The sequence below is a fragment of the Pseudomonas sp. AN-1 genome, from assembly GCF_034057115.1.
Classification (GTDB): Bacteria; Pseudomonadota; Gammaproteobacteria; order Pseudomonadales; family Pseudomonadaceae; genus Geopseudomonas.
The window spans coordinates 3262047-3286854 of record NZ_CP139195.1; the positions used below are offsets into that span (position 1 = coordinate 3262047).

The 24808-nt window shown below is 67.4% G+C and carries 21 protein-coding genes; 9 read left to right on the plus strand and 12 right to left on the minus strand.

Annotation, left to right across the window (positions count from 1 at the left end; genetic code table 11):
* Positions 1-25 precede the first annotated feature (25 nt).
* Both cyoE and SK095_RS15380 read left to right on the plus strand, forming a co-directional pair.
* A complete protein-coding gene (cyoE, locus tag SK095_RS15375; protein ID WP_320546774.1) occupies positions 26-928 on the plus strand; it encodes a heme o synthase in 903 nt (300 codons plus the stop codon).
* A 17-nt stretch (positions 929-945) separates the two neighbouring features.
* Positions 946-1578, plus strand: a complete 633-nt coding sequence (locus SK095_RS15380) for an SCO family protein (protein WP_136490136.1) — start codon at positions 946-948, stop codon at positions 1576-1578.
* A gap of 131 nt (positions 1579-1709) precedes the next feature.
* Here SK095_RS15380 and SK095_RS15385 read toward each other — a convergent pair whose 3' ends face one another.
* The 8 genes from SK095_RS15385 to SK095_RS15420 all read right to left on the minus strand — a co-directional run bounded on the left by SK095_RS15385 (position 1710) and on the right by SK095_RS15420 (position 10846).
* A complete protein-coding gene (locus SK095_RS15385; RefSeq protein ID WP_136490137.1) occupies positions 1710-2555 on the minus strand; it encodes an ABC transporter permease subunit in 846 nt (281 codons plus the stop codon).
* Between the two features lie 73 nt (positions 2556-2628).
* Positions 2629-3510 (minus strand): ABC transporter permease subunit, encoded by an 882-nt coding sequence (locus tag SK095_RS15390; protein WP_320548909.1) that lies wholly within the window; start codon positions 3508-3510, stop codon positions 2629-2631.
* A 14-nt stretch (positions 3511-3524) separates the two neighbouring features.
* The gene (gene potA, locus SK095_RS15395) at positions 3525-4676 is read right to left on the minus strand and encodes a polyamine ABC transporter ATP-binding protein (protein ID WP_320546775.1); all 1152 of its coding nucleotides are present in this window, start codon (positions 4674-4676) and stop codon (positions 3525-3527) included.
* A gap of 55 nt (positions 4677-4731) precedes the next feature.
* Complete coding sequence (locus SK095_RS15400; RefSeq protein ID WP_320546776.1) at positions 4732-5823, minus strand: polyamine ABC transporter substrate-binding protein; 1092 nt, start codon at positions 5821-5823, stop codon at positions 4732-4734.
* 139 nt (positions 5824-5962) lie between these two features.
* Complete coding sequence (locus SK095_RS15405; protein ID WP_136490141.1) at positions 5963-7060, minus strand: polyamine ABC transporter substrate-binding protein; 1098 nt, start codon at positions 7058-7060, stop codon at positions 5963-5965.
* Positions 7061-7289: 229 nt separating this feature from the next.
* The gene (locus SK095_RS15410) at positions 7290-8648 is read right to left on the minus strand and encodes an aspartate aminotransferase family protein (RefSeq protein WP_320546777.1); all 1359 of its coding nucleotides are present in this window, start codon (positions 8646-8648) and stop codon (positions 7290-7292) included.
* Between the two features lie 41 nt (positions 8649-8689).
* Positions 8690-10048, minus strand: coding sequence for a glutamine synthetase family protein (locus tag SK095_RS15415; RefSeq protein WP_320546778.1), 1359 nt, complete (start codon positions 10046-10048; stop codon positions 8690-8692).
* A gap of 45 nt (positions 10049-10093) precedes the next feature.
* Entirely contained in the window at positions 10094-10846 is a 753-nt protein-coding gene (locus tag SK095_RS15420; protein WP_320546779.1) for a gamma-glutamyl-gamma-aminobutyrate hydrolase family protein, read from the minus strand.
* Between the two features lie 267 nt (positions 10847-11113).
* On the opposite strand from SK095_RS15420, the gene SK095_RS15425 reads away from it, so the two are divergent.
* From SK095_RS15425 to aguA, 3 genes are all read left to right on the plus strand, one after another.
* The gene (locus SK095_RS15425; RefSeq protein WP_136490145.1) at positions 11114-12490 is read left to right on the plus strand and encodes a glutamine synthetase family protein; all 1377 of its coding nucleotides are present in this window, start codon (positions 11114-11116) and stop codon (positions 12488-12490) included.
* A 133-nt stretch (positions 12491-12623) separates the two neighbouring features.
* Positions 12624-13505 (plus strand): N-carbamoylputrescine amidase, encoded by an 882-nt coding sequence (gene aguB, locus SK095_RS15430; RefSeq protein WP_320546780.1) that lies wholly within the window; start codon positions 12624-12626, stop codon positions 13503-13505.
* Positions 13506-13591: 86 nt separating this feature from the next.
* On the plus strand, positions 13592-14734 hold the full coding sequence (aguA, locus tag SK095_RS15435; RefSeq protein WP_320546781.1) for an agmatine deiminase: 1143 nt from the start codon (positions 13592-13594) through the stop codon (positions 14732-14734).
* A 356-nt stretch (positions 14735-15090) separates the two neighbouring features.
* Here the strand turns inward: aguA and SK095_RS15440 are convergent, their stop codons facing one another.
* From SK095_RS15440 to SK095_RS15450, 3 genes are all read right to left on the minus strand, one after another.
* Positions 15091-15564 (minus strand): 2TM domain-containing protein, encoded by a 474-nt coding sequence (locus SK095_RS15440; RefSeq protein ID WP_320546782.1) that lies wholly within the window; start codon positions 15562-15564, stop codon positions 15091-15093.
* Positions 15565-15770: 206 nt separating this feature from the next.
* The gene (locus SK095_RS15445) at positions 15771-17147 is read right to left on the minus strand and encodes a TRAP transporter large permease subunit (protein ID WP_320546783.1); all 1377 of its coding nucleotides are present in this window, start codon (positions 17145-17147) and stop codon (positions 15771-15773) included.
* A complete protein-coding gene (locus SK095_RS15450) occupies positions 17140-17685 on the minus strand; it encodes a TRAP transporter small permease subunit (protein ID WP_201485321.1) in 546 nt (181 codons plus the stop codon). Before SK095_RS15450 ends, SK095_RS15445 begins: the two co-directional genes overlap by 8 nt.
* Before the next feature lie 204 nt (positions 17686-17889).
* Between SK095_RS15450 and SK095_RS15455 the strand changes: the two genes are divergently transcribed.
* Positions 17890-18987: a TRAP transporter substrate-binding protein gene (locus tag SK095_RS15455; RefSeq protein WP_136490151.1), complete on the plus strand. Its 1098-nt coding sequence runs from the start codon at positions 17890-17892 to the stop codon at positions 18985-18987.
* Positions 18988-19056: 69 nt separating this feature from the next.
* Here the strand turns inward: SK095_RS15455 and SK095_RS15460 are convergent, their stop codons facing one another.
* Complete coding sequence (locus SK095_RS15460; RefSeq protein WP_136490152.1) at positions 19057-19458, minus strand: acyl-CoA thioesterase; 402 nt, start codon at positions 19456-19458, stop codon at positions 19057-19059.
* Positions 19459-19672: 214 nt separating this feature from the next.
* Between SK095_RS15460 and SK095_RS15465 the strand changes: the two genes are divergently transcribed.
* The 3 genes from SK095_RS15465 (at position 19673) to pstA (ending at position 24766) form a co-directional block, all read left to right on the plus strand.
* Positions 19673-20641, plus strand: a complete 969-nt coding sequence (locus tag SK095_RS15465) for a phosphate ABC transporter substrate-binding protein PstS family protein (RefSeq protein ID WP_136490153.1) — start codon at positions 19673-19675, stop codon at positions 20639-20641.
* Positions 20642-20781: 140 nt separating this feature from the next.
* Positions 20782-23067 carry an ABC transporter permease subunit gene (locus tag SK095_RS15470; RefSeq protein ID WP_201485319.1) on the plus strand — a complete coding sequence of 762 codons (2286 nt, stop codon included), beginning with the start codon at positions 20782-20784 and terminating at the stop codon, positions 23065-23067.
* Positions 23068-23149: 82 nt separating this feature from the next.
* Complete coding sequence (gene pstA, locus SK095_RS15475; protein WP_414153895.1) at positions 23150-24766, plus strand: phosphate ABC transporter permease PstA; 1617 nt, start codon at positions 23150-23152, stop codon at positions 24764-24766.
* Positions 24767-24808: the final 42 nt, after the last annotated feature.

The following is a 24808-nucleotide window of genomic DNA, read 5'->3' on the forward strand; positions in this document are numbered from 1 at the left end:
ACAACAACGAGGGGGAGGGAACGCCATGAGCGCACTGGTGCAGCAACGTCAGGCCCGCGCCGGCTGGCGCGACTATCTGGAGCTGACCAAACCCAAGGTGGTGGTGCTGATGCTGATCACCGCGCTGGTCGGCATGTTCCTCGCCACCGACGGCGGCGTGCCCTGGAGCGTGCTGTTGTTCGGCAACCTCGGCATCGGCCTGTGCGCCGGCGCGGCGGCGGCGGTCAACCACGTGGTCGACCGGCGCATCGACGCGGTGATGGCGCGCACCCGCCTGCGTCCGCTGGTGGCCGGGCGGGTCTCGCCGGCGGCGGCGCTGGCCTTCGCCCTGGCCCTGGCGCTGGCCGGGCAGGCCCTGCTGCTGCTCTTCACCAACGCGCTGACCGCCTGGCTGACGCTGGCCTCGCTGCTCGGTTATGCGGCGATCTACACCGGCTTCCTCAAGCGCGCCACGCCGCAGAACATCGTCATCGGCGGCCTGGCCGGCGCGGCGCCGCCGATGCTCGGCTGGACCGCGGTGACCGGCCGGCTGGACGCCGAGGCGCTGCTGCTGGTGCTGATCATCTTCGCCTGGACCCCGCCGCACTTCTGGGCGCTGGCCATCCACCGCAAGGACGACTACGCCAGGGCGGAGATCCCCATGCTGCCGGTGACCCACGGCGAGCGCTACACCAAGCTGCACATCCTGCTGTACACCCTGATCCTGTTCGCCGTCAGCCTGCTGCCCTTCGTCATCCACATGAGCGGGCCGCTGTACCTGGCCGGCGCGGTGCTGCTCGGCGCGCGCTTCCTCGACTGGGCCTGGGCGCTGTACCGTGACAGCCGACCGCAGGCCGCGATCCGGACCTTCAAGTACTCTATTACCTACCTGTTCGCCCTGTTCATCGTGCTGCTGGTGGATCACTATCTGCCGGCACTTTCGCTCTAGCCAACGAAGCCGAGTCCATGACCCGCATCCACAAGACCGTCCTGTTCCTCGTCGCCGCCATCGCCCTGGTGCTCGGCCTCACCGTCAGCAAGGTGCTCAACGCGCCGTCGCAGCTCGATGCGGCGGCGCTGGCCGACGCCGGCATCATCCTGCTGCCGCAGAGCCGCGCCCTGCCGGCGCTGAGCCTCACCGACGAGAACGGCCAGCCGCAGGCGCTCGACCAGCTCAAGGGGCGCTGGACCCTGCTGTTCTTCGGCTACACCTTCTGCCCGGACATCTGCCCGACCACCCTGGCCGAGCTGCGCCAGCTCAAGAGCCAGCTGGCGCCGGAGGCGCTGGCGCGCCTGCAGGTGACCATGGTCAGCATCGATCCGCACCGCGACACCCCGGCCCAGCTCAAGCAGTACCTCGGCTACTACAACGCCGGCTACACCGGCCTGACCGGCGAGCTGGCGCAGATCCAGCAGCTGGCCAACGCGGTGAGCATCCCCTTCATTCCCGGCGACACCACCAGGCAGCACTACACCGTCGACCACAGCGGCAACCTGGCGCTGATCGGCCCCGACGGCCGCCAGCGCGGCTTCATCCGCGCGCCGCTGAATCCGGCCAAGCTGGCGCTGCAGCTGCCGCAGCTGCTCTCGCAGGAGTGAGGCGGCGGCAATCCCGGTAGGGTGCGCCATGCGCACCAGGGTGTGTGCGATGGTGCGCCATTCGATCCGGTAAACGCACAAGGGCCACCCCGCAGGGTGGCCCTTGTGCGTTACGGTCGGGAGAAAGCCCGTCAGCTGCCCTTCACCGTCTCCTCCATGGCCTGCAGGATGGCGCGCTTGCGGCGCTCCTCGGCGCGGCGGGTGAAGTACCAGGCGAGGAAGGTGAACAGCGACACCACCAGCAGGATCAGGCTGGCCACCGCGTTGATCTCCGGCTTCACTCCCAGGCGCACGGCGGAGAAGATCTCCATCGGCAGGGTGGTGGCGCCGGGACCGGAGACGAAGCTGGCCAGCACCAGGTCGTCCAGCGACAGGGCGAAGGACATCATCGCCCCGGCCGCCAGCGACGGCGCGATCATCGGGATGGTGATCAGGAAGAACACCTTCCATGGCCGCGCACCGAGATCCATGGCCGCCTCCTCGATCGACAGATCCAGCTCGCGCAGGCGCGAGGACACCACGATGGCCACGTAGGCGGTGCAGAAGGTGGTGTGGGCGATCCAGATGGTCAGCAGGCCGCGCTCGGCGGGCCAGCCGATCAGCTGGCCCATGGCCACGAACAGCAGCAGCAGCGACAGGCCGGTGATCACCTCGGGCATCACCAGCGGCGCGGTGACCATGCCGCCGAACAGGGTGCGGCCGCGGAAGCGCGGGATGCGGGTGAGCACGAAGGCGGCCAGGGTGCCCAGCGCGGTGGCGGCGATCGCCGTGTAGCAGGCGATCTCCAGCGAACGGCCCACCGCGCTCATCAGCTGGCGGTTGTCGAGCAGCCCGGCGTACCAGTGCAGCGACCAGCCGCCCCATACCGTCACCAGGCGCGAGGCGTTGAACGAGTAGATCACCAGGATCAGCATCGGCAGGTAGATGAACAGCATGCCGGCGATCAGCATGCAGCCGGAGAAGCTGAAGCGCTTCATACCTTGCCCTCCGGTTCTTGCGCCTGGGTGCTGTTGAACAGGGAAGAGGCCGGCACCAGCCAAACGCTCATGCTCATACCTTGCCCTCCAGTTCCTTCGCCTGGTTCCGGTTGAACAGGATGATCGGCACCAGCAGGATCGCCAGCATCACCACCGCCAGCGCGGCGGCCACCGGCCAGTCGCGGTTGTTGAAGAACTCCTGCCACAGCACCTTGCCGATCATCAGGGTTTCCGGTCCGCCGAGCAGCTCGGGAATGACGAACTCGCCGACCACCGGGATGAACACCAGCATGCAGCCGGCGACGATGCCGTTCTTCGACAACGGCACGGTGATCCTCCAGAAGCTGGTCAGGTGGCGGCAGCCGAGGTCGGCGGCGGCCTCGAGCAGGGTGGGGTCGTGCTTGACCAGGTTGGCGTACAGCGGCAGCACCATGAACGGCAGGTAGGCGTAGACGATGCCGATGTACACGGCCAGGTCGGTGTTGAGGATCTGCAGCGGGGCGTCGATCAGGCCGAGGTTCTGCAGCAGGGTGTTGAGCAGGCCGTTGTTGCTGAGGATGCCCATCCAGGCGTAGACGCGGATCAGGATCGCGGTCCAGGTCGGCATCATGATCAGCAGCAGCCACACCGTCTGCATCTCCTTGCTGGCACGGCTGATGGCGTAGGCCATCGGGTAGCCGATCAGCAGGCACAGCAGGGTGCTGATGGTGGCGATCTTCAGCGAGCCGAGGTAGGCGGCCAGGTACAGCTCGTCCTCGCTGAGGAACACGTAGTTGCCGAGGTTGAGCAGCACGGTCAGCTGGTTGTCGGCCCAGGTGACGATCTCGGTGTACGGCGGGATGGCCACGTCGACTTCGGCGAAGCTGATCTTCACCACGATGGCGAACGGCAGCATGAAGAACAGCAGCAGCCAGAAGAACGGGACGCCGATGACCAGGTGACGGCCGGAGAGCAGGCGCTTGAGCACATTCATGACTGCAGCACCACGCCGCTGTCGTCGAGCCAGTACAGGTAGACCTGGTCGTCCCAGGTCGGACGCTTGCCATGGCGCTCGGAGTTGGCCATGAACGCCTGGACGACCAGTCCCGAGGGCAGCTCGACGTAGTACACCGAATGACCGCCGAGGTAGGCGATGTCGTGCACCTTGCCGGTTGACCAGTTGCAGTCGGCATGCTCCAGCTCCGGCTTCTGCGTGCTGAGCAGCAGCTTCTCCGGGCGCAGGGCATAGGTGACGCGCTTGTCCTCGGCGCGGGTGGAGATGCCGTGGCCGACGTAGATCGGCCGCTCCAGCTGCGGGCAGGCGATCTTGGCATGGTCGGCGTCGTCCTCGACCAGCTCGCCGTCGAACAGGTTGACGTTGCCGATGAACTCGCAGACCAGGCGGCTGGCCGGGGTCTCGTAGATGTCCATCGGCGTGCCGACCTGGGCGATCCAGCCGAGGTTCATGATGGCGATGCGCTGGGCCATGGTCATGGCCTCTTCCTGGTCGTGGGTGACCATCACGCAGGTCACCCCGACCCGCTCGATGATCTCCACCAGCTCCAGCTGCATCTGCGAGCGCAGCTTCTTGTCCAGCGCGCCCATCGGTTCGTCGAGCAGCAGCAGCTTGGGCCTTTTCGCCAGCGAACGGGCCAGCGCCACGCGCTGGCGCTGGCCGCCGGACAGCTGGTGCGGCTTGCGCCGGGCGTACTGGGTCATGTGCACCAGCTTGAGCATCTCGGCCACGCGCGCGTCGATCTCGGCCTTGGGCAGGCCGTCCTGCTTGAGGCCGAAGGCGATGTTCTGCTCCACGCTCATGTGCGGGAACAGCGCGTAGGACTGGAACATCATGTTGATCGGCCGCTCGTAGGGCGGCAGGTCGGTGATGTCCTGGCCGTCCAGGAAGATGCGCCCTTCGGTGGGTCGTTCGAAGCCGGCGAGCATGCGCAGCAGGGTCGACTTGCCGGAGCCCGAGCCGCCGAGCAGGGCGAAGATCTCGCCCTTGTTGATGGTCAGCGACACATCGTCCACCGCGACCGTCTCGTCGAACTTCTTGGTCACCCGGTCGATCCTGACCAGAACTTCCTTGGCTTGCTGGACGCCGGTCAGGGCTTTCTTGTAGGCACCGGAGGCTATCGCCATCTAATACTCCCCAGGCTGGGTATCCCGGCCATCTGGCCGGGGCGGTTGAATGGTGTCATCGGCCGGACTTGATGCGCGTCCAGCTACGGGTCATGAGGCGCTGCACATTAGCGGGCAATTCGGCAGAAACAAAGAGCCGATCCAGCACTTCTTGCGGCGGATAGACGGAACTGTCGCCACGCACCTGCGGATCCATCAGGGCGCCGGCCTTGCGGTTGGGATTGGCGTAGCCGACATGCTCGCTGATCGTGGCGATCACCGCCGGCTCCAGCAGGTAGTCGATGAAGCGGTGCGCCTCGCGCACGTTCCTGGCATCGGCGGGGATGGCCAGCATGTCGAACCACAGGTTGGCGCCCTCGCGGGGGATGCTGTAGGCGATCTCGATGTCCTTGCCGGCCTCCTTGGCGCGCTCGGCCGCCTGCAGCACGTCGCCGGAGTAGCCGGCGGCCACGCAGATGTCGCCGTTGGCCAGGTCGGCGATGTACTTCGAGGAGTGGAAGTAGGTCACGTAGGGACGGATGGCCAGCAGCCGGGCCTCGGCCCTGGCGTAGTCCGCGGGGTCGTGGCTGTTGGGATCGAGACCCAGGTAGTTGAGCATGGCCGGGATCATCTCGTCAGCCGAATCGAGGAAGGCCACGCCGCAGGCGGACAGCTTGGCGATGTTCTCCGGCTCGAACAGCACCGCCCAGGAGTCGATGCGCTCGACGCCGAGCACTTCCCTGACCTTCTCGACGTTGTAGCCGATGCCGTTGGTGCCCCACAGGTAGGGCACGGCGTACTGGTTGCCGGGATCGTTGCGCTCCAGCTGCTGCATCAGCTTGGGATCGAGATTGTTCCAGTTGGACAGCAGACTGCGGTCGAGCTTCTGGAAGGCGCCGGCGCGGATCTGCTTGCCGAGGAAGTGGTTGGAGGGCACCACCACGTCGTAGCCGCTGTTGCCGGCGAGCAGCTTGCCTTCGAGGGTCTCGTTGGAGTCGAACACGTCGTATTGCGGGACTATGCCGGTCTCGGCCTGGAACTGCTCGAGGGTGTTCTCGCCGATGTAGTCCGACCAGTTGTAGATGTGCACGCTGGGCGCGGCCATGGCCGGTGCACCGAGCAGCAGACCGGCGAACAGGGTCGGCAGGAGGGGGAGGGTGGGCTGCATGGTCGGCTCCTCGTGTTGTTCGGTCAGCGCCGGAAAGCGTGACGCGTGGCAGACAGGAAGGGTGACCGGCAGACCTCGCTGGTCGGTGCTGCACGTCCGGGGCGCCGGCAGCGCCGGCGCCCCGGAGCGGTGCGTGGTCTTACTGTCCCGACTTGATCTTGGTCCAGCTGCGGGTCATGTCGCGTTGCACCTTGGCCGGCAGGTCGACGGTGGTGTACAGCTTCTTCATTACGTCGTCGCTCGGGTAGATGCCCGGGTCGGTGCGGATCGCCTCGGCCACCAGCGGGGTCGCCGCGGCGTTGCCGTTGGGGAACTGCACGACGTCGGTGATCTCGGCCATGATCTCCGGCTTCATCAGGAAGTTCATGAAGGCGTGGGCGGCCTCGGGGTTCTTGGCATCGGCGGGGATGGCCACCATGTCGAAGAAGGTGCCGGCGCCCTCCTTGGGAATGTTGTAGGACACCTTGACCTTGCCGCCGGCCTCTTCGGCGCGCGACTTGGCCTGGTAGACGTCGCCCGAGTAGCCCACCGCCACGCAGATGTTGCCGTTGGCCAGGTCGGAGATGTACTTGGAGGAGTGGAAGTAGGTCACCGACGGGCGGATCTTCAGGAACAGCGCCTCGGCTTCCTTGAGCTGCTTGGGATCCTGGCTGTCGGTCGGATAGCCCAGGTAGTGCAGGGCGATCGGCAGGATCTCGGTCGGCGAGTCGAGGAAGCTGACGCCGCAGCCCTTGAGCTTCTCGATGTTCTCCGGCTTGAACAGCAGGTCCCAGGAGTTGACCGGGGCGTTGTCGCCGAGGGCGGCCTTGACCTTCTCCGGGTTGTAGCCGATGCCGATCGAGCCCCACATGTAGGGGAAGGCGTACTGGTTGCCCGGGTCGCTGACCTCCAGGGTCTTGAGCAGATCCTTGTTGAGGTTCTGCCAGTTCGGCAGCTTGGACTTGTCCAGCGGCTGGTAGACCTTGGCCTTGATCTGCTTGGCGAGGAAGTTGTTCGACGGCACCACGATGTCGTAGCCCGACTGGCCGGCCAGCAGCTTGGCTTCCAGGGTCTCGTTGCTGTCGTAGACGTCGTAGACCACCTTGATGCCGGATTCCTTCTCGAACTTGGCCAGGGTGTCCGGCGCGATGTAGTCGGACCAGTTGTAGACGTGCAGCACCTTGTCGTCGGCCTGGGCCGCGCCGGCCACGGTGGCGGCCAGGGCGGCCGCGAGGAGGGTCTTGGCGAATGCTTTCATCGGGTTGTGCTTCCTTAAGGTTCCTAATGGTTTCCCCGGTCGGGGCCGGCTGCCGTCTGTATCGGCGGCTGGGCCGGTCCGTCCGCTGGTGCGCCGTTGCTGTCCGCGCCCCGCTGCATCTGGCCAGCGCACGGCTGCAGAGTCTGGCAAGGAGTGCCGTGCCACTCAACCGCCGCCAGCGAAACTGTAGCGGCAACGCCGGCCCCGCTCGGCGTTGCCGCACCGTCGTTCAGCCGCGCACCTCGGCAGCGGTGGCATCCAGGCACTTGCGCGCCAGGGCGACCAGCTCGTCGATCTGCTCGGGCGTGATCACCAGCGGCGGCGAGACGATCATGGTGTCGCCCACCGCACGCATGATCAGGCCGTTGCGGAAGCAGTGCTCGCGGCAGCGCATGCCGATGCCGCCCTCGAAACGGGCACGGCTCTTCTTGTCCCTGACCAGCTCCAGTGCGCCGAGCATGCCCAGGCCGCGGGCCTCGCCCACCAGCGGGTGGTCGGCCAGCTCCTGCCAGCGTTTCTGCAAATAGGGTGCCGTCTCGGCCTTGACCCGTTCGACGATCCTCTCCTCGCGCAGGATGCGGATGTTCTCCAGCGCCACGGCGGCCGCCACCGGGTGCCCGGAGTAGGTGTAGCCGTGGTAGAACTCGCCGCCCTCGGCCAGGGTCTGCGCCACGTGATCGCGGACGATCACCCCGCCCATCGGCAGGTAGCCGCTGGTCAGGCCCTTGGCGATCGGCATCAGGTCCGGCTCGAGGCCGTAGTACTGGCTGCCGAACCACTCGCCGGTGCGGCCGAAGCCGCAGATCACCTCGTCGGCGACGAACAGGATGTCGTGCCTGGCGAGGATCGCGCGCACCCGCGGCCAGTAGCTCTCCGGCGGGATGATCACCCCGCCGGCGCCCTGGATCGGCTCGGCGATGAAGGCAGCGACCTTGTCCTCGCCGACCTCGAGGATCTTCTTCTCCAGCTCGTTGGCGGCCCATTCGCCGAACTCCTCCGGCCCCATCACACCGCTTTCGCCGTACCAGTAGGGCTGGGCGATATGGGTGATGCCGGGGATCGGCAGGTCGCCCTGCTCGTGCATCGCCTTCATGCCGCCAAGGCTGGCGCCGGCCACGGTGGAGCCGTGGTAGCCGTTGATGCGGCCGATGATCACCTTCTTCGACGGTTGTCCCTTGATCGCCCAGTAGTGGCGCACCAGGCGCAGCACTGTGTCGTTGGCCTCCGAGCCCGAGCCGGTGAAGAACACGTGCTGCATGCCCGGCGGGGCGATCTCGGCGATCGCCGCGGCCAGCTCGATGGCCGGCGGGTGGGCGGTCTGGAAGAACAGGTTGTAGTAGGGCAGTTCGAGCATCTGCCGGTGCGCGGCGTCGGCCAGCTCGCGGCGACCGTAGCCGACGTTGACGCACCACAGGCCGGCCATGCCGTCGAGGATCCTGTGCCCCTCGCTGTCCCACAGGTACACGCCATCGGCCCGGGTGACGATGCGCGCGCCCTTGGCGCCGAGCTGCTTGTAGTCGGTGAACGGGGCGAGCAGGTGCTCGCGGCCGAGGGCCTGCCACTCGGCGGTGCTGCGGTGCTGGGTCATTGCGATTCCCCCTGATGCAAGTGGTGACCGGGTGTCTGCGCTCACACCGAGAGCAGCAGGAACTCTCGTTCCCAAGAGCTGATCACCCGTTTGAAGTTCTCGTTCTCGACCCGCTTGACCGCCACGTAGCCGCGGCAGAAGCGCCGCCCCAGGTAGCGCTCGAGGGTCTTCGACTGCTCCATGGCCTCCAGCGCCGCCTCGATGTTGAGCGGCAGGCGCAGGTTGCGCCGCTGGTAGGCGCGGCCCTTGACCTGCGGCGACGGGTGCAGGCCCTCGACCATGCCGACGTAACCGCACAGCAGGCTGGCGGCGATGGCCAGGTAGGGGTTGGCGTCGGCGCCCGGCAGGCGGTTCTCCACCCGGCGGTTCTGCGGGTTGGCGTCCGGCACGCGCAGGCCGACGGTGCGGTTCTCCTCGCCCCACTCGACGTTGACCGGCGCCGAGGTGTCGGGCAGGAAGCGGCGGAACGAGTTGACGTTGGGGGCGAACAGCGGCAGCGCCTCGGGGATCAGCTTCTGCAGGCCGGCGATGTGGTTGAGGAACAGCTCGCTCATGCTGCCGTCCTCGCTGGAGAACACGTTGCGCCCGCTCTTGCGGTCGACCACGCTCTGGTGCAGGTGCATGGCGCTGCCCGGTTCGCCGGTCATCGGCTTGGCCATGAAGGTGGCGGTGACACCGTGCTTGAACGCCGCCTCGCGCAGGGTGCGCTTGAACACGAAGATCTGGTCGGCCAGCTGCAGGGCGTCGCCGTGGCGGAAGTTGATCTCCATCTGCGCGGTGCCTTCCTCGTGGATCAGGGTGTCCAGATCCAGGCCCTGGGCCTCGCACCAGGCGTACATGTCCTCGAACAGCGGGTCGAACTCGTTGGCGGCGTCGATGGAGAACGACTGGCGGCCGGTCTCCTGGCGCCCGGAGCGGCCCACCGGCGGCTGCAGCGGGTAGTCGGGATCGTCGCAGCGCTGGGTCAGGTAGAACTCCATCTCCGGCGCGACTATCGGCTGCCAGTCCCGTTCGGCGTAGAGCTTGAGCACGTGCTTGAGCACGTTGCGCGGCGACAGGTCGGTGGGGTTGCCGACCTTGTCGTAGCTGTCGTGGATCACCATGGCGGTCGGCTCGGCGGCCCAGGGCACGAGGAACACCGCGTGCTCGTCCGGGCGGCAGAACATGTCGATGTCGGCGGGATCGAGCAGCTCGTAGTAGAGCTCGTCCTCGACGTAGTCGCCGGTGACGCTCTGCAGCAGCACGCTTTCCGGCAGGCGCATGCCGCGCTCGGCGAGGAACTTGCTGGTCGGCGCGATCTTGCCGCGGGCGATGCCGTTGAGGTCGGTGACCAGGCACTCCACCTCGGTGATCCTGTGCTCCTTCAGCCAGCTGCTCAGCCGGTCCAGCTTGGTAGCCATAACGACCTCGTTTGCTTGCGAGTCGGTAGTCCCTTACAGCATGGCTCAGCGGTGTGCCGCACGCTCGCGGCAGGCGTCGCCGAAGGCGCGGAAGATCGCCAGGTAGGCCGGGTGCTCGGCCACCTTCCACTCCGGGTGCCACTGCACGCCGAGGGCGAAGGTCTGCGCCCGCTCCACCGAGAATGCCTCGACCAGCCCGTCCGGCGCCAGACCCTCGACGCGCAGGCCGGGGGCCAGGCGCTCGACGCCCTGGCCGTGCACCGAGTTGACCTCGAACTGCGGGCCGAGGCCCAGGCGCTCGAGCAGGCCGCCCGGCTGCACGTGCAGCGGGTGGCTGAGGCCGTACTGTACTTCCACGGGTGCCTCGTCGTCCGAGCGGTGGTCCATGAACGGGCCGGCCTCGTGCACGCGCTGGTGCAGGCTGCCGCCGAGGGCCACGTTCATTTCCTGGAAGCCGCGGCAGATGCCGAGCAGCGGCACGCCGGCGTCCACCGCGGCGCGGATCAGCGGCAGGGTGATGCCGTCGCGCGCCGGATCGTGGTGGGTGCCCGGCTCGCTGGCCGGCCCCTGGTAGTGCTGCGGCTTGACGTTGGACGGCGAGCCGGTGAACAGCAGGCCGTCGAGATGCCCGAGCAGGGCCTCGATGTCGATCAGCCCGGGCAGGGCCGGGATCACCAGCGGCAGGCCGCCGGCACCGACGGCCACGGCGCGCAGGTACTTGTCGCCGACGATGTGGAAGGGGTGCAGGCCGATCTGCTTGCTGCAGGCGGTGACGCCGATCAGGGGCTGGCGGGACATGGGGCACCGGTAGGTCGCAGTGGGTGATCTGGCCCGAGCTTAGACTTGTTCGATTTATTCGACAACACCTGCAGGATTGCCTGAACAGGTGCGACGAACGGTGCCAGTTGCCCGCCGTTCGCGGCACGGGCGTCGCCCTGAAAGAGGTCGTGTCGCCCTGACATCGTGCAACATTTGGGCCTATTGACAAGCCATTGGCTTTGGGATTGACTCAAAACTGAGCACATACGTGATTGATATTTTTAACAAGATATAAGGTGTTCCATCATGTCGGCCGCTACGAGTGCTGTTCTGCTCAAGGAAGCGAACGAGTTCCTTGCGGAACATCCCGAGGTGCAGTTCGTTGACCTTCTGATCGCGGATATGAACGGCGTGGTGCGCGGCAAGCGCATCGACCGCAGCAATCTGCTCAAGGTCTACGAAAAGGGCATCAACCTTCCCGCTTCGCTGTTCGCCCTGGATATCACCGGCTCGACCGTGGAAAGCTCGGGCCTCGGGCTCGACATCGGTGATGCCGACCGGGTGTGCTTCCCGATTCCCGGCACCCTGCGCATGGAGCCCTGGCAGCGCCGGCCTACCGCCCAGCTGCTGATGACCATGCACGAAATGGAAGGCCGGCCGTTCTTCGCCGATCCGCGCGAGGTGCTGCGCCAGGTGGTGCAGCGCTTCACCGACATGGGCCTGACCGTGTGCGCGGCCTTCGAGCTGGAGTTCTACCTGATCGACCAGGAGAACGTGAACGGCCGCCCGCAGCCGCCGCGCTCGCCGATCTCCGGCAAGCGCCCGCAGGCGGTGCAGGTCTACTCGATCGACGACCTCGACGAATACGCCGACTGCCTGCGCGACATCCTCGACGGCGCCCACATCCAGGGCATCCCGGCCGACGCCATCGTCAAGGAGAGCGCGCCGGCGCAGTTCGAGGTCAACCTCAACCACGTCGCCGACCCGCTCGCGGCCTGCGACTACGCGGTGCTGCTCAAGCGGCTGATCAAGAACACCGCCTACGACCACGAGATGGACACCACCTTCATGGCCAAGCCCTACCCGGGCCAGGCCGGCAACGGTCTGCACGTGCACATCTCGCTGCTGGATCGCGACGGACGCAACATCTTCGCCGCCGACAACGCGCAGGACAACGACGCCCTGCGCCACGCCATCGGCGGCGTGTTGGAGACGCTGCCGGCGTCGATGGCCTTCCTCTGTCCCAACGTCAACTCCTACCGCCGTTTCGGCTCGCAGTTCTACGTGCCCAATGCGCCGTCCTGGGGCATGGACAACCGCACCGTGGCCCTGCGCGTGCCCACCGGCAACCCCGACGCGCTGCGCATCGAGCAGCGCGTGGCGGGCGCCGACGCCAACCCCTACCTGCTGATGGCCTCCCTGCTGGCCGGCGTGCACCACGGCCTGAGCCATCGCATCGAGCCGGGCGAGCCGATCGAGGGCAACTCCTACGAGCAGCTCGAGCAGAGCCTGCCCAACAACCTGCGCGACGCCCTGCGCGCGCTGGACGACAGCGAGATCCTCGGTCGCTACATCAACCCCGACTACATCGACATCTTCGTCGCCTGCAAGGAGCACGAGCTGGAGGAGTTCGAGCACTCGATCTCCGACCTCGAGTACAACTGGTACCTGCATACGGTCTGAATCATCGGCCAGCGGCGGGGTGGCCAGCCACCCTGCCGTCATCGGCTCTCGACCCAGGGCCTTGGCCATTTGACCCCGTCGCCATCCTCTGCCAGCTTGAAGGCACTTCCTTCCGCGTCGCCACGAGGTCGCCATGTCCCGCATCGTCACCGTCGCCGCCACCCAGATGGCCTGCTCCTGGGAACGCGCCGCCAACATCGCCAACGCCGAGAAGCTGGTGCGCCAGGCGGCGGCGCAGGGGGCGCAGATCATCCTCCTGCAGGAGCTGTTCGAGACCCCGTACTTCTGCCAGAAGCCCAACCCCGACTACCTGCAGCTGGCCACTCCGCTGGAAGGCAACGAGGCCATCGCCCACTTCCGCAAGGTCGCCCGCGAGCTCCGGGTGGTGCTGCCGATCAGCTTCTTCGAGCGCGCCGGGCGGGCGCGCTTCAACAGCGTCGCCGTCATCGACGCCGACGGCAGCCTGCTCGGCAGCTACCGCAAGAGCCACATCCCCGACGGCCCCGGCTACCACGAGAAGTACTACTTCAACCCCGGCGACAGCGGCTTCCGGGTGTGGAACACCTGCTATGCGAAGATCGGCGTGGGCATCTGCTGGGACCAGTGGTTCCCCGAGTGCGCGCGGGCCATGGCCCTGCAGGGCGCCGAGCTGCTGTTCTACCCGACCGCCATCGGCAGCGAGCCGCACGACCCGACCATCGTCTCCCGCGACCACTGGCAGCGCGTGCAGCAGGGCCACGCCGGCGCCAACCTGATGCCGCTGATCGCCAGCAACCGCATCGGCCGCGAGGACCAGGACGACTACCACATCACCTTCTACGGCTCCTCGTTTATCGCCGACCCGTTCGGCGCCAAGGTCGCCGAGCTGGGTGAGCACGAGGAGGGCGTCCTGGTGCACAGCTTCGACCTCGACCAGCTGGAGCACACCCGCAGCGCCTGGGGCGTGTTCCGCGACCGCCGGCCGAACCTGTACGGCGCGCTGGCCACCCTGGACGGCGAGCACAGGTCCGAATAGACGGGGAATCAGAGGGGACGCGGAGCGTCCCCGGTCGCGCTCCCATGCGGGAGCGCGGGAACGAACAAGCTCGACAGGTAGCCGCGATGACCACCCTGAACACCACCCCGCGCGCCGACGGTTTCCGCATGCCGGCGGAATGGGAGCCGCATGTGCAGACCTGGCTGCTCTGGCCGGAGCGGCCGGACAACTGGCGCCTCGGCGCCAAGCCGGCGCAGGCGGCCTTCGCCGCGGTGGCGAAGGCCATCGCCCGCTTCGAGCCGGTGACCGTCGGGGTCAGTGCGGCGCAGTACGAGAACGCCCGCGCGCGCCTGGCCCACGGCGACATCCGCGTGGTCGAGCTGAGCTGCGACGACGCCTGGGTGCGCGATACCGGGCCGACCTTCGTGGTCGACGGCCGCGGCGAGGTGCGCGGCGTGGACTGGACCTTCAACGCCTGGGGCGGCTTCGCCGGCGGCCTGTACGCGCCGTGGAACCGCGACGACCAGGTGGCCGGCAAGATCCTCGAGATCGAGCGCTGCGCGCGCTACCGCGCCGAAGGCTTCGTGCTGGAGGGTGGCGCCATCCACGTCGACGGCGAGGGTACCCTGCTGACCACCGAGGAGTGCCTGCTCAACCCCAACCGCAATCCGCAGCTGACCCGCGGTGAGATCGAGGCGGTGCTGCATGCCCACCTGGCAGTGGAGCGGGTGATCTGGCTGCCGCACGGCCTGTACAACGACGAGACCGACGGCCACGTCGACAACTTCTGCTGCTTCGTGCGCCCCGGCGAGGTGCTGCTGGCCTGGACCGACGATGAGCGCGATCCCAACTGGTCGCGCTGCCGCGCCGCGCTGGCGGTGCTCGAGCAGGTGCGCGATGCCCGCGGCCGCGTGCTGGTCGTGCACCGCATGCCGATCCCCGGCCCGCTGCACGCCACCGCCGAGGAGTGCGCGGGGGTCGACCTGGTCGCCGGCAGCCAGCCGCGCGACCCGGCGATCCGCCTGGCCGCTTCCTACATCAACTTCCTGATCGTCAACGGCGGCATCATCGCGCCCTGCTTCGACGACCCGCATGACGCCGAGGCGGCCGCCACCCTGCAGCGCCTGTTCCCCGAGCGCGAGGTGGTGATGCTGCCGGGCCGCGAGATCCTCCTCGGCGGCGGCAACATCCACTGCATCACCCAGCAGCAGCCGGCGCCGCAGCGGCGCAATCTGGAGGGGACTATCTGTGACAGTCGCCACAACTAGCCGGCCACTCGTATTGCAATCAGCCCGCTGAGCACCAGCCCGGCAGAAAAGAGCAAGAATACGGTAACTTTTTGGCCACTACCGAGCCTGCATATCTTGTAGATCGAGCCAGCAAGCGATGGAAAACGAATGAGTAGTGCCGTAGCAACAATGCTCAATATCAGCATATGTCACCTCGAAAAGAATGAGGTCGGATCTTTCGTCGCGAGCGCATGGCGCGACCGCAAGCATTCATAGCGCAGCAGGGACATAGTGTTTCGGCCGGAAGCCTGCGGTGGAGAGTTTTCCTGCGCGCTGGTGGGTCGAGAAGGCATCGCCTGCCTGAGGTTGCGCAGTCTAAGGCGATGCCTTCCGCGTCAAAGCGGACGCCCCAGGCGTTTTTCGACTTGTCGCTTCTCCCACTGAGGGCCGAGGAATCCGTCGGGACGGAAGACGCGGCTGGCATGCATGAGGACACCAAGCCCCCAGCCGCCCATTACCCAAAGTGCCCACATCCTGTTGGGCGTGACGGTCAGATTGATCGCCAACAGGGTAAGCGTGATCACGGCGTAGCGTGCCATGTGCCGATAAAAGCCTCGTAGTTTGCGAACGTAGTTGAACGCTTCCGTCTCTTGCTGTTCGGATGGATCAGGGGTGCTGGATTCCATGGTCTGCTCCGGATTAAGGGCTGAGAAGTCGACCTCGAATACCGCAGCAAGAGACTTGAGGGATTCCGTACTGGCCGGATAGCCGGCTTCTATGCGCTGAATCGTGCGGACGCTCAGGCCGCTGGCCTCGGCAAGTTGTTGCTGGGACCAGCCCAGTTTGAGGCGCAATTTCTGAACCGACATTTTCAAGATCCCTTTGTTGCGGAGTGTCCAATCTGACGCAGCGCGCCACATTCCGCCACGACGGCAAGACGACAGCAACCCGTCACGACCCCGAAAGCGGCCCGCCATGGCTGACTCGCCGGAGCGGCGGCCTGAAAAGGCGAGCATTCTGCAGGCCAAACGAGAAGGGCCGGTCTTTGACCGGCCCTTCTCGTTACAGCGCAGGCTTACTTGCCGTACACCGCCTCCGGCAGCCAGGTGATCAGGTCCGGCCACAGGTAGGCGATCACCAGCATCAGGATCTGGATGATGATGAACGGCACGATGCCCTTGTACATCACGCTGGTCGGGATCGAGCGCGGGGTGACGCCGCGCAGGTAGAACAGCGAGAAGCCGAACGGCGGGGTGAGGAACGAGGTCTGCAGGTTGAGGGCGATCATCACCCCCAGCCACACCGGGTCGAGGCCCATGGCCAGCAGCACCGGGCCGACGATCGGCACCACCACGAAGATGATCTCGATGAAGTCGAGGATGAAGCCGAGCAGGAAGATCACCAGCATGACCAGGAAGAAGGCGCCGAGTACGCCGCCGGGCAGCTGCTTGAACACGTCCTCAATCAGCACCTCGCCGCCGAAGCCGCGGAACACCAGGGAGAACAGCGAGGCGCCGATCAGGATCAGGAACACCATGGCGCTGATCTCGGTGGTGCCGTAGGCCACCTCGCGCATCTGGGAGAAGTTCAGCTTGCCCTTGACCAGCGCCAGCAGCATGGCGCCCACCGCGCCGAGGGCCGCCGCCTCGGTGGGGGTGGCGTAGCCGGCGAGGATCGAGCCGAGCACCGCGGCGATCAGCACCAGCGGCGGGATCAGCGCGTTGAACAGCTTGCCCCACTCGATCGGGCCGAGTTCCTCCTGCGGCAGCGCCGGCAGGCGCTTGGGCTGGGTGATGGCGACGAACACCAGGTAGAGGATGTACAGGCCGACCAGCACCAGGCCGGGGATCAGCGCGCCGACGAACAGGTCGCCCACCGAGACGGTCTTCGGCGAGAAGATGCCCATCTTCAGCTGCGCCTGCTGGTAGGCGCTGGACATCACGTCGCCGAGCAGCACCAGGATGATCGACGGCGGGATGATCTGGCCGAGGGTGCCGGTGGCGGCCAGGGTGCCGGTGGCGATGGCCGGGTCGTAGCCGCGGCGCAGCATGGTCGGCAGGGCCAGCAGGCCCATGGTCACCACGGTGGCGCCGACGATGCCGGTGGAGGCGGCGAGCAGCGCGCCGACCACGCACACCGAGATCGCCAGGCCGCCGCGCAGGGTGCCGAACAGCCGCGACATGGATTCCAGCAGGTCCTCGGCGACCCGCGACTTCTCCAGCATCACGCCCATGAACACGAACAGCGGCACCGCCAGCATGGTCTGGTTGTTCATGATGCCGAACAGGCGGTTGGGCAGGGCGTGCAGGTAGCTGCCGTCGAAGGTGCCGGTGACGATGCCGATGCCGGCGAACAGCAGCGACACGCCGCCCAGGGTGAAGGCCACCGGGTAGCCGGACATGAGGAACACGCAGATGCTGACGAACAGCAGGATCGCCATCAGCTCAGCCATGGTGCACCTCCGGATAGGGCTCGCGGCCGGCCAGGCGGTAGCCGTAGATGATGATGTCGGCCAGCGCCTGCAGCATCAGGCTGACCAGCAGGACCAGGATGATGCTCTTCTGCAGGTAGACGAAGGCCAGGCCGCCGCTCTCGCCGGACACCTCGCGGGTGGCCCAGGACGAGGCCACGTAGTCCCAGCTGTTCCAGGCCAGGAACAGGCACACCGGCAGCAGCAGGAACAGGTGGCCGAGCAGGTCGACCAGCGCCTGCCGGGGCTGCGGGAACTTCTGGTAGAAGATGTCGACGCGCACGTGGCCGCCGCGCTGCAGGGTCCAGGCGGCGGCGCCCATGAACACCAGGGCGTGGGCGTACATCACCGCTTCCTGCAGGGCGATGGCGCCGATGCCGAAGCCGTAGCGCAGCACCACCACCACGGCGGTGCCGAGGACGAGGAACAGGGTCAGCCAGGCGCAGGCTTTGCCGAAGCGCGCGTTGAGCGCCTCGATGCCGCGTGCCAGCCTGAGCAGGGCAGGAGGTGAGTCGGACATGGGAGGGTCCTTGTAGTTGTCAATTGGTCAGTCCGGCGATTCTCGCAATAGCGATGATCGGACGGCAATTGCTGGATGATTTGGAATAACCGTCTGTCAGTCTAGCCGCTGCGACTATGCTGGAGAGACAACCCGCGCCCGTGTTATCAAGAGGCACGCCTGCCGCCGCAGATGGCAGCGCCGCACAACAACAAGGAGTCCTGCATGAAACGTCGCGACATACTCGCCGCCGCCGGTGTCGGCCTGGCCGCCACCGCGCTGGCCGGCTGCCAGAAGCAGAACGAGAGTGCCCCGGGTGGCGCCGCCGCTCCGGCGCAGACCTTCACCTGGAAGATGGTCACCTCCTGGCCGAAGAACTTCCCCGGCGTCGGCGTCGGCGCCGAGCGCTTCGCCCGGCTGGTCAACGAGATGAGCAGCGGCCGCCTGCAGGTCAAGGTCTACGCGGCCGGCGAGCTGGTGCCGGCGCTGGAGGTGTTCGACGCGGTGTCGCGCGGCACCGCCGAGATGGGCCACGGCGCGCCCTACTACTGGAAGGGCAAGGTGCCGGCGGCGCAGTTCTTCTGCGCCCTGCCGTTCGGCCCCAACGCCCAGGAAATGAACACCTGGCTGCACTACGGCGGCGGCATGCAGCTGTGGGAGGAGGTGTACAAGCCGTTCAACGTGGTGCCCTTCGCCTGCGGCGCCACCGGCGTGCAGACCGCCGGCTGGTTCAACAAGGAGATCAACTCGGTCGACGACTTCAAGGGCCTGAAGATGCGCACCCCGGGCCTGGGCGGCGAGGTGCTGACCCGCATGGGCGGCACCGTGGTCAACCTGCCGGCCGGCGAGATCTTCACCGCCCTGCAGACCGGCGCCATCGACGCCACCGAGTGGATCGGCCCGTACAACGACCTGGCCCTCGGCCTGCACAAGGCGGCCAAGTACTACTACACCCCGGGCTGGCAGGAGCCCAACGTGACCTTCGAGCTGACCGTCAACCAGGCCGCCTGGGACAAGCTGCCGGCCGACCTCAAGGCCATCGTCAGCGCCGCCGCCCGCGACGTCAACGGCGACATGCTCGACGACTACAACGCGCGCAACATGGAGGCGATGGAGAAGCTCAGGGCCGAGGGTGTCGAGGTGCGCCGCCTGCCCGATGCGGTGATCGCCCGCCTGCGCGAGGTGGCCGCCGAGGTGGTCGAGGCGGCGGCCGCCGCCGACCCGGCCGCCGGCAAGGTGTGGGCGCAGCAGAAGGCCTATCTCAAGCGCCTGCGCGACTATGCCGAGGACAACGAGAAGCTGATCTACAACATCCGCAGCTGAATCGCGGCGCGCGCTGCTGAAACGACAACGCCAGCCCTCGGGCTGGCGTTGTGCCGTCCGGGGCCGCCGTCAGGCGCGCGTCGCCAGCGGGCGGGTGCGGCCGCTGGCGTCGATGGCGACGAACACGAACACCGCCTCGGTGACCTTGCGCCATTCGCTGGTCAGCGGGTCGTCGCTCCACACCTCGACCAGCAGGCGTACCGAGCTGCGGCCGACGGCCACCGTCTGGGTATAGAAGGACAGCTGCGCGCCCACCGCCACCGGCACCAGGAAGGCCATGCGGTCGATCGCCACCGTGGCCACCCGGCCGCCGGCGATGCGGCTGGCCATGGCGGTGCCGGCCAGGTCCATCTGCGCCACCAGCCAGCCGCCGTAGATGTCGCCGAAGCCGTTGGTTTCGCGCGGCAGCGCGGTGATCTGCAGGGCCAGGTCGCCCTGCGGGATGGGATCTTCCTGTTCGAATTCGTTCATGCTTTCAGCGGGGCTCGGGGAATTGTTGTTGTGCACAGCGGCAATTGTGCCAAGCCCCGGGGCAAAGCGACAGCGCCGGCGGGCCCGGCCGCGGCAACCCGCCGCACGCCCGGTGTCGTCATGCAATTGTCACAAACGCTTCATAGAGTGTTCATGCGGCCTGCCGATACTGGCCCCCGATCCGAACCATCCCCTCCCCCGTTAGGAGCAAGGCATGAAATTGAAGCGTTTGATGGCGGCCATGACCTTCGTCGCCGCCGGCGTCGCCACCGCCAGTGCGGTTGCCGCCATCGACCCGGCTCTGCCGACCTACGAGAAGACCACCGGCGTGTCGGGCAACCTGTCCAGCGTCGGTTCCGATTCCCTGGCCAACCTGATGACCCTGTGGGCCGAGGAATACAAGAAGAACTACCCGAACGTGAACATCCAGATCCAGGCCGCCGGTTCCTCCACCGCGCCGCCGGCGCTGACCGAAGGCACCGCCAACATGGGTCCGATGAGCCGTCCGATGAAGGACAACGAGATCCAGGCCTTCGAAGAGAAGTACGGCTACAAGCCGACCGCCGTGCCGGTCGCCATCGACGCCCTGGCTGTGTTCGTGCACAAGGACAACCCGATCAAGTCGCTGGACATCGCCCAGGTCGACGCGATCTTCTCCAGCACCCGCCTGTGCGGTGGCGACAAGGACATCAAGACCTGGGGCGACCTGGGCCTGACCGGCGAGTGGGCCGCCAAGCCGATCCAGCTGTTCGGCCGCAACTCGGTGTCCGGCACCTACGGCTACTTCAAGGAAGAAGCCCTGTGCAAGGGTGACTTCAAGGCCAACGTCAACGAGCAGCCGGGTTCCGCCTCGGTGGTGCAGTCGATCTCCAGCACCCTGAACGCCATCGGCTACTCGGGCATCGGCTACAAGACCTCCAGCGTCAAGGCCGTGCCGCTGTCCAAGAAGGGCGGCGAAGCCTTCGAGGCCAACGAAGCCAACGCCCTGGCCGGCAAGTTCCCGCTGGCGCGCTACTTCTACGTCTACGTGAACAAGGCGCCGAACAAGCCGCTGAGCCCGCTGGACGCCGAGTTCATCAAGCTGGTGCTGTCCAAGCAGGGCCAGGAAGTGGTGGTCAAGGACGGCTACATCCCGCTGCCGAGCAAGATCGCCGAGAAGACCCTCAAGGAGCTGGGCCTGTAAGTCGTCGACTTGCAGGCGGCACGGACGCCCCGGGCGCCAGCCCGACCCCAGCGACGCCCGCCACCCTCGCGAGAGTGGCGGGCGTCGCCGCGTCACCGCTCTGTAATCTTTGTGTCATAAAGCCCCGCTAGGGTGTGCGCATGAATGACTTGGCCCGTGAAACCATGACCTCTCTCACAAAATCGCAGCGGCTGGATTTCGATACCCCGGCGCTGCAGCGCAAGCGTCGCATGCGTGCACTCAAGGACCGCCTGGCGCGCTGGTACGTGTCCATCGGCGGCCTGGCCGTGCTGGCCGCCATCACCCTGATCTTCTTCTACCTGGCCTATGTGGTGCTGCCGATCTTCGGCGGCGCCTCGCTGGAGGCGCGCGACGCCCAGCAGCCGGCCTGGCTGGCCCAGCAGGAGCAGCCGCTGCTGCTGGCCATCGAGGAGCAGAACCAGGTGGCCATGCGTCTGGATCGCGCCGGCAGCGTGCAGTTCTTCGACCTGCAGAACGGCGCGGCGCTGGACAGGGTCGGCCTGCCGTTGCCGGCCGGGACGACCATCCGCTCGGTCGGCCAGGACCAGCCGGGCAGCCGCCGCGTGGCGCTGGGCCTGTCCAACGGCCAGGTGCTGGTGCTGCAGCACAACTACAAGGTGTCCTACCCGAACAACGTCAAGACCATCGTCCCGGTGGTCGAGTACCCGTTCGGCGAGGCGCCGATCGCCCTCGACCCGCAGGGCCGCGCGCTGGACACCGTCGGCGTCAGCCTCAACGACTCGACCCTGCTGCTGGCCGCCTCCACCGGCGCCGAGCTGCACGTGCTGAGCCTCGAGCGCGAGGAGAACCTGTTCACCGGCGAGACCAGCCTCAGCGAGCGGCGCATCGACCTGCCGCAGATCGCCGACCCGATCCGCGCCCTGGACATCGATCCGCGCCACCTGTGGCTGTACGTGTTCAACGGCCGCGCCACCGCCGACGTGTTCGACCTGCGCAACAACAGCCTGAACGGCCGCTACGACCTGGCCCGCGACGCCGGCACCGAGATCACCACCGCCAGCCCGCTGCTCGGCGGCCTGTCGCTGATGGTCGGCGACTCGAAAGGCGGCATCGCCCAGTGGTTCATGGTCCGCGGCCAGGACGGCAAGGCCAGCCTGACCCGCATCCGCGACTTCCAGCTGGGCGACAGCCCGGTGACCCAGATCCTCGCCGAGGAGCGCCGCAAGGGCTTCATGGCCCTGGACGCCAAGGGCACCCTGGGCATCTTCCACAGCACCGCGCACCGCACCCTGCTCACCGAGCCGGTCGCCGACGGCGCCGCGGTCGCCGCCCTGTCGCCGCGCGCCAGCCGCGTGCTGGTGGAGAGCAACGGCCAGCTCAAGCGCTTCGTGGTCGACAACCCGCACCCGGAAGTGTCGTGGAGCGCGCTGTGGGGCAAGGTCTGGTACGAGAGCTATGACGAGCCCAGGCACGTCTGGCAGTCGACCTCGGCCAACACCGACTTCGAGCCCAAGCTGAGCCTGGCGCCGCTGGCCTTCGGCACCCTCAAGGCGGCCTTCTACGCCATGCTGCTGGCCGCCCCGCTGGCGATCTGCGCGGCCATCTACACCGCCTACTTCATGGCCCCGGCGATGCGCCGCAAGGTCAAGCCGGTGATCGAGCTGATGGAGGCGCTGCCGACGGTGATCCTCGGCTTCTTCGCCGGCCTGTTCCTCGCCCCCTACGTCGAGGGCCACCTGCCGGGCATCTTCAGCCTGCTGCTGCTGACCCCGCTCGGCATCGTCCTCGCCGCCTGGATCTGGAGCCGCCTGCCGGAGGGCATCCGCCTGCGCGTGCCGGACGGCTGGGAAGCCGCGCTGCTGATCCCGGTGGTGCTCGGCGTCGGCGCCTTCGCCCTGAGCATGAGCGGCCACCTGGAGAACTGGTTCTTCGGCGGCGACATGCGCCTGTGGCTGTCCAACGACCTGGGCATCCCCTTCGACCAGCGCAACGCCCTGGTGGTCGGCCTGGCGATGGGCTTCGCGGTGATCCCCAACATCTTCTCGATCGCCGAGGACGCCGTGTTCAGCGTGCCGAAGAGCCTGACCTTCGGCTCCCTGGCCCTGGGCGCCACGCCGTGGCAGACCCTGACCCGCGTGGTGATCCTCACCGCCAGCCCGGGCATCTTCTCGGCGCTGATGATCGGCATGGGCCGCGCGGTGGGCGAGACCATGATCGTGCTGATGGCCACCGGCAACACGCCGATCATGGAGATGAACATCTTCGAGGGCCTGCGCACCCTGGCCGCCAACGTGGCGGTGGAAATGCCGGAGTCCGAGGTGGGCAGCACCCACTACCGCGTGCTGTTCCTCGCCGCGCTGGTACTGCTGGCCTTCACCTTCGTGATGAACACCCTGGCGGAGCTGATCCGCACCCGCCTGCGCAAGAAGTACGCGTCGCTCTGAGGCTCTGGAAAGGTAGACGTCCGTGAACGTGAAACAGCAAAACCTGAAAACCTGGTTCAAGAGCGGCACGCCCTGGGTGTGGATGACCGGCGGCGCGGTGTCGATCGCCGTGATCATGACCCTCGGCCTCTTGGCGGTGATCGCCACCCGCGGCCTCGGCCACTTCTGGCCGGCCGACGTGGTGCAGGCCGAGTACCGCATCCCCGGCCAGCCGGCCAAGCTGATCGCCGGCGAGGTGGTGCAGGCCGAGGAAGTGCCGCGCGCGCGCCTGGCCGCCAGCGGCCTGCCGGTGGACGTCAAGGGCGGCGAGTTCATGACCCGCGAGCTGCTCAAGGTCGGCAACCGCGAAGTGTACGGCGCCGACTTCAGCTGGGTGGTCGGCGAGTGGCTGCACGAGCCGGGCACCCCCGCGCAGCTGGCGGTGCTGGAGCGCCGCGAGTGGGGCAACTTCTACGGCTATCTGCAGGCGGTCAAGGAGGGCGGCCAGCTGGTCGCCCAGGGCGACGCCGCCTGGGCCGAGCTGCAGGCGCGCATCGAGCGCGTCGACGAGCTGCACGCGCAGATCGCCCGCCTGGAGAAGAAGGACATCGGCCGCATCAACGCCGGCCTCGAGCGCCTGCGGCTGCAGACCCGCGAGCTGGAGCTGGAAGGCAGGCTGGACGCCGCCGCGCAGGCCGACCTGGACGCCGAGCGCGCCCAGTGGGACGCCGAGTACAAGGTGCTCGAGGAGCAGCTGGTCGCCCTGCAGCAGCAGTTCAATCGCGACAGCGTGGTGCTCAAGACCGTCGACGGCCGCGAGGTGGAGCTGAGCCTGGGCAAGGTGGTGCGCGCCTTCCAGCCCAACGCCATGGGCACCTTCGACAAGCTGGGCTTCTACTTCGCCAAGCTGTGGGAGTTCGTCAGCGACGAGCCGCGCGAGGCCAACACCGAGGGCGGCATCTTCCCGGCGATCTTCGGCACGGTGATGATGACCCTGATCATGGCGGTGATCGTCACCCCGTTCGGCGTGCTGGCGGCCATCTACCTGCGCGAGTACGCCAGGCAGGGCCTGCTGACCCGCATCATCCGCATCGCGGTGAACAACCTGGCCGGCGTGCCGGCGATCGTCTACGGGGTGTTCGGCCTGGGCTTCTTCGTCTACGTGCTGGGCGGCTCGATCGACCAGCTGTTCTTCGCCGAGGCGCTGCCGGCGCCGACCTTCGGCACCCCGGGCCTGTTGTGGGCGTCGCTGACCCTGGCGATCCTCGCCGTGCCGGTGGTGATCGTCGCCACCGAGGAAGGCCTGGCGCGCATCCCGCGCGCCCTGCGCGAGGGCTCGCTGGCGCTCGGCGCGACCAAGGCCGAGACGCTGTGGAAGGTGGTGCTGCCGATGGCCAGCCCGGCGATGATGACCGGCATGATCCTCGCCGTGGCGCGCGCCGCCGGCGAGGTGGCGCCGCTGATGCTGGTCGGCGTGGTCAAGCTGGCGCCGAGCCTGCCGCTGGACGGCAACTACCCGTACCTGCACCTCGACCAGAAGATCATGCACCTGGGCTTCCACATCTACGACGTCGGCTTCCAGAGCCCCAACGTCGAGGCCGCCCGCCCGCTGGTGTACGCCACCGCGCTGCTGCTGGTGCTGGTGATCGCCCTGCTCAACCTGAGCGCGGTGTACATCCGCAACCACCTGCGCGAGAAGTACAAGGCGCTGGACCACTGACCGATTTCCGCCGCAGCCGGCGGGCCGCACGGCGGCCCGCGC

Excerpts from the sequence above, each read along its gene's own strand:
- SK095_RS15380 (WP_136490136.1), top strand. The coding sequence starts at position 946 with ATGACCCGCATCCACAAGACCGTCCTGTTCCTCGTCGCCGCCATCGCC.
- SK095_RS15400 (WP_320546776.1), bottom strand. The coding sequence starts at position 5,823 with ATGCAGCCCACCCTCCCCCTCCTGCCGACCCTGTTCGCCGGTCTGCTG.
- cyoE (WP_320546774.1), top strand. The coding sequence starts at position 26 with ATGAGCGCACTGGTGCAGCAACGTCAGGCCCGCGCCGGCTGGCGCGAC.
- aguB (WP_320546780.1), top strand. The coding sequence starts at position 12,624 with ATGTCCCGCATCGTCACCGTCGCCGCCACCCAGATGGCCTGCTCCTGG.
- pstA (WP_414153895.1), top strand. The coding sequence starts at position 23,150 with ATGACCGGCGGCGCGGTGTCGATCGCCGTGATCATGACCCTCGGCCTC.
- SK095_RS15460 (WP_136490152.1), bottom strand. The coding sequence starts at position 19,458 with ATGAACGAATTCGAACAGGAAGATCCCATCCCGCAGGGCGACCTGGCC.
- SK095_RS15420 (WP_320546779.1), bottom strand. The coding sequence starts at position 10,846 with ATGTCCCGCCAGCCCCTGATCGGCGTCACCGCCTGCAGCAAGCAGATC.
- SK095_RS15465 (WP_136490153.1), top strand. The coding sequence starts at position 19,673 with ATGAAATTGAAGCGTTTGATGGCGGCCATGACCTTCGTCGCCGCCGGC.
- SK095_RS15455 (WP_136490151.1), top strand. The coding sequence starts at position 17,890 with ATGAAACGTCGCGACATACTCGCCGCCGCCGGTGTCGGCCTGGCCGCC.
- SK095_RS15470 (WP_201485319.1), top strand. The coding sequence starts at position 20,782 with ATGAATGACTTGGCCCGTGAAACCATGACCTCTCTCACAAAATCGCAG.
- potA (WP_320546775.1), bottom strand. The coding sequence starts at position 4,676 with ATGGCGATAGCCTCCGGTGCCTACAAGAAAGCCCTGACCGGCGTCCAG.
- SK095_RS15450 (WP_201485321.1), bottom strand. The coding sequence starts at position 17,685 with ATGTCCGACTCACCTCCTGCCCTGCTCAGGCTGGCACGCGGCATCGAG.
- aguA (WP_320546781.1), top strand. The coding sequence starts at position 13,592 with ATGACCACCCTGAACACCACCCCGCGCGCCGACGGTTTCCGCATGCCG.
- SK095_RS15445 (WP_320546783.1), bottom strand. The coding sequence starts at position 17,147 with ATGGCTGAGCTGATGGCGATCCTGCTGTTCGTCAGCATCTGCGTGTTC.
- SK095_RS15405 (WP_136490141.1), bottom strand. The coding sequence starts at position 7,060 with ATGAAAGCATTCGCCAAGACCCTCCTCGCGGCCGCCCTGGCCGCCACC.
- SK095_RS15415 (WP_320546778.1), bottom strand. The coding sequence starts at position 10,048 with ATGGCTACCAAGCTGGACCGGCTGAGCAGCTGGCTGAAGGAGCACAGG.
- SK095_RS15440 (WP_320546782.1), bottom strand. The coding sequence starts at position 15,564 with ATGTCGGTTCAGAAATTGCGCCTCAAACTGGGCTGGTCCCAGCAACAA.
- SK095_RS15410 (WP_320546777.1), bottom strand. The coding sequence starts at position 8,648 with ATGACCCAGCACCGCAGCACCGCCGAGTGGCAGGCCCTCGGCCGCGAG.
- SK095_RS15385 (WP_136490137.1), bottom strand. The coding sequence starts at position 2,555 with ATGAAGCGCTTCAGCTTCTCCGGCTGCATGCTGATCGCCGGCATGCTG.
- SK095_RS15425 (WP_136490145.1), top strand. The coding sequence starts at position 11,114 with ATGTCGGCCGCTACGAGTGCTGTTCTGCTCAAGGAAGCGAACGAGTTC.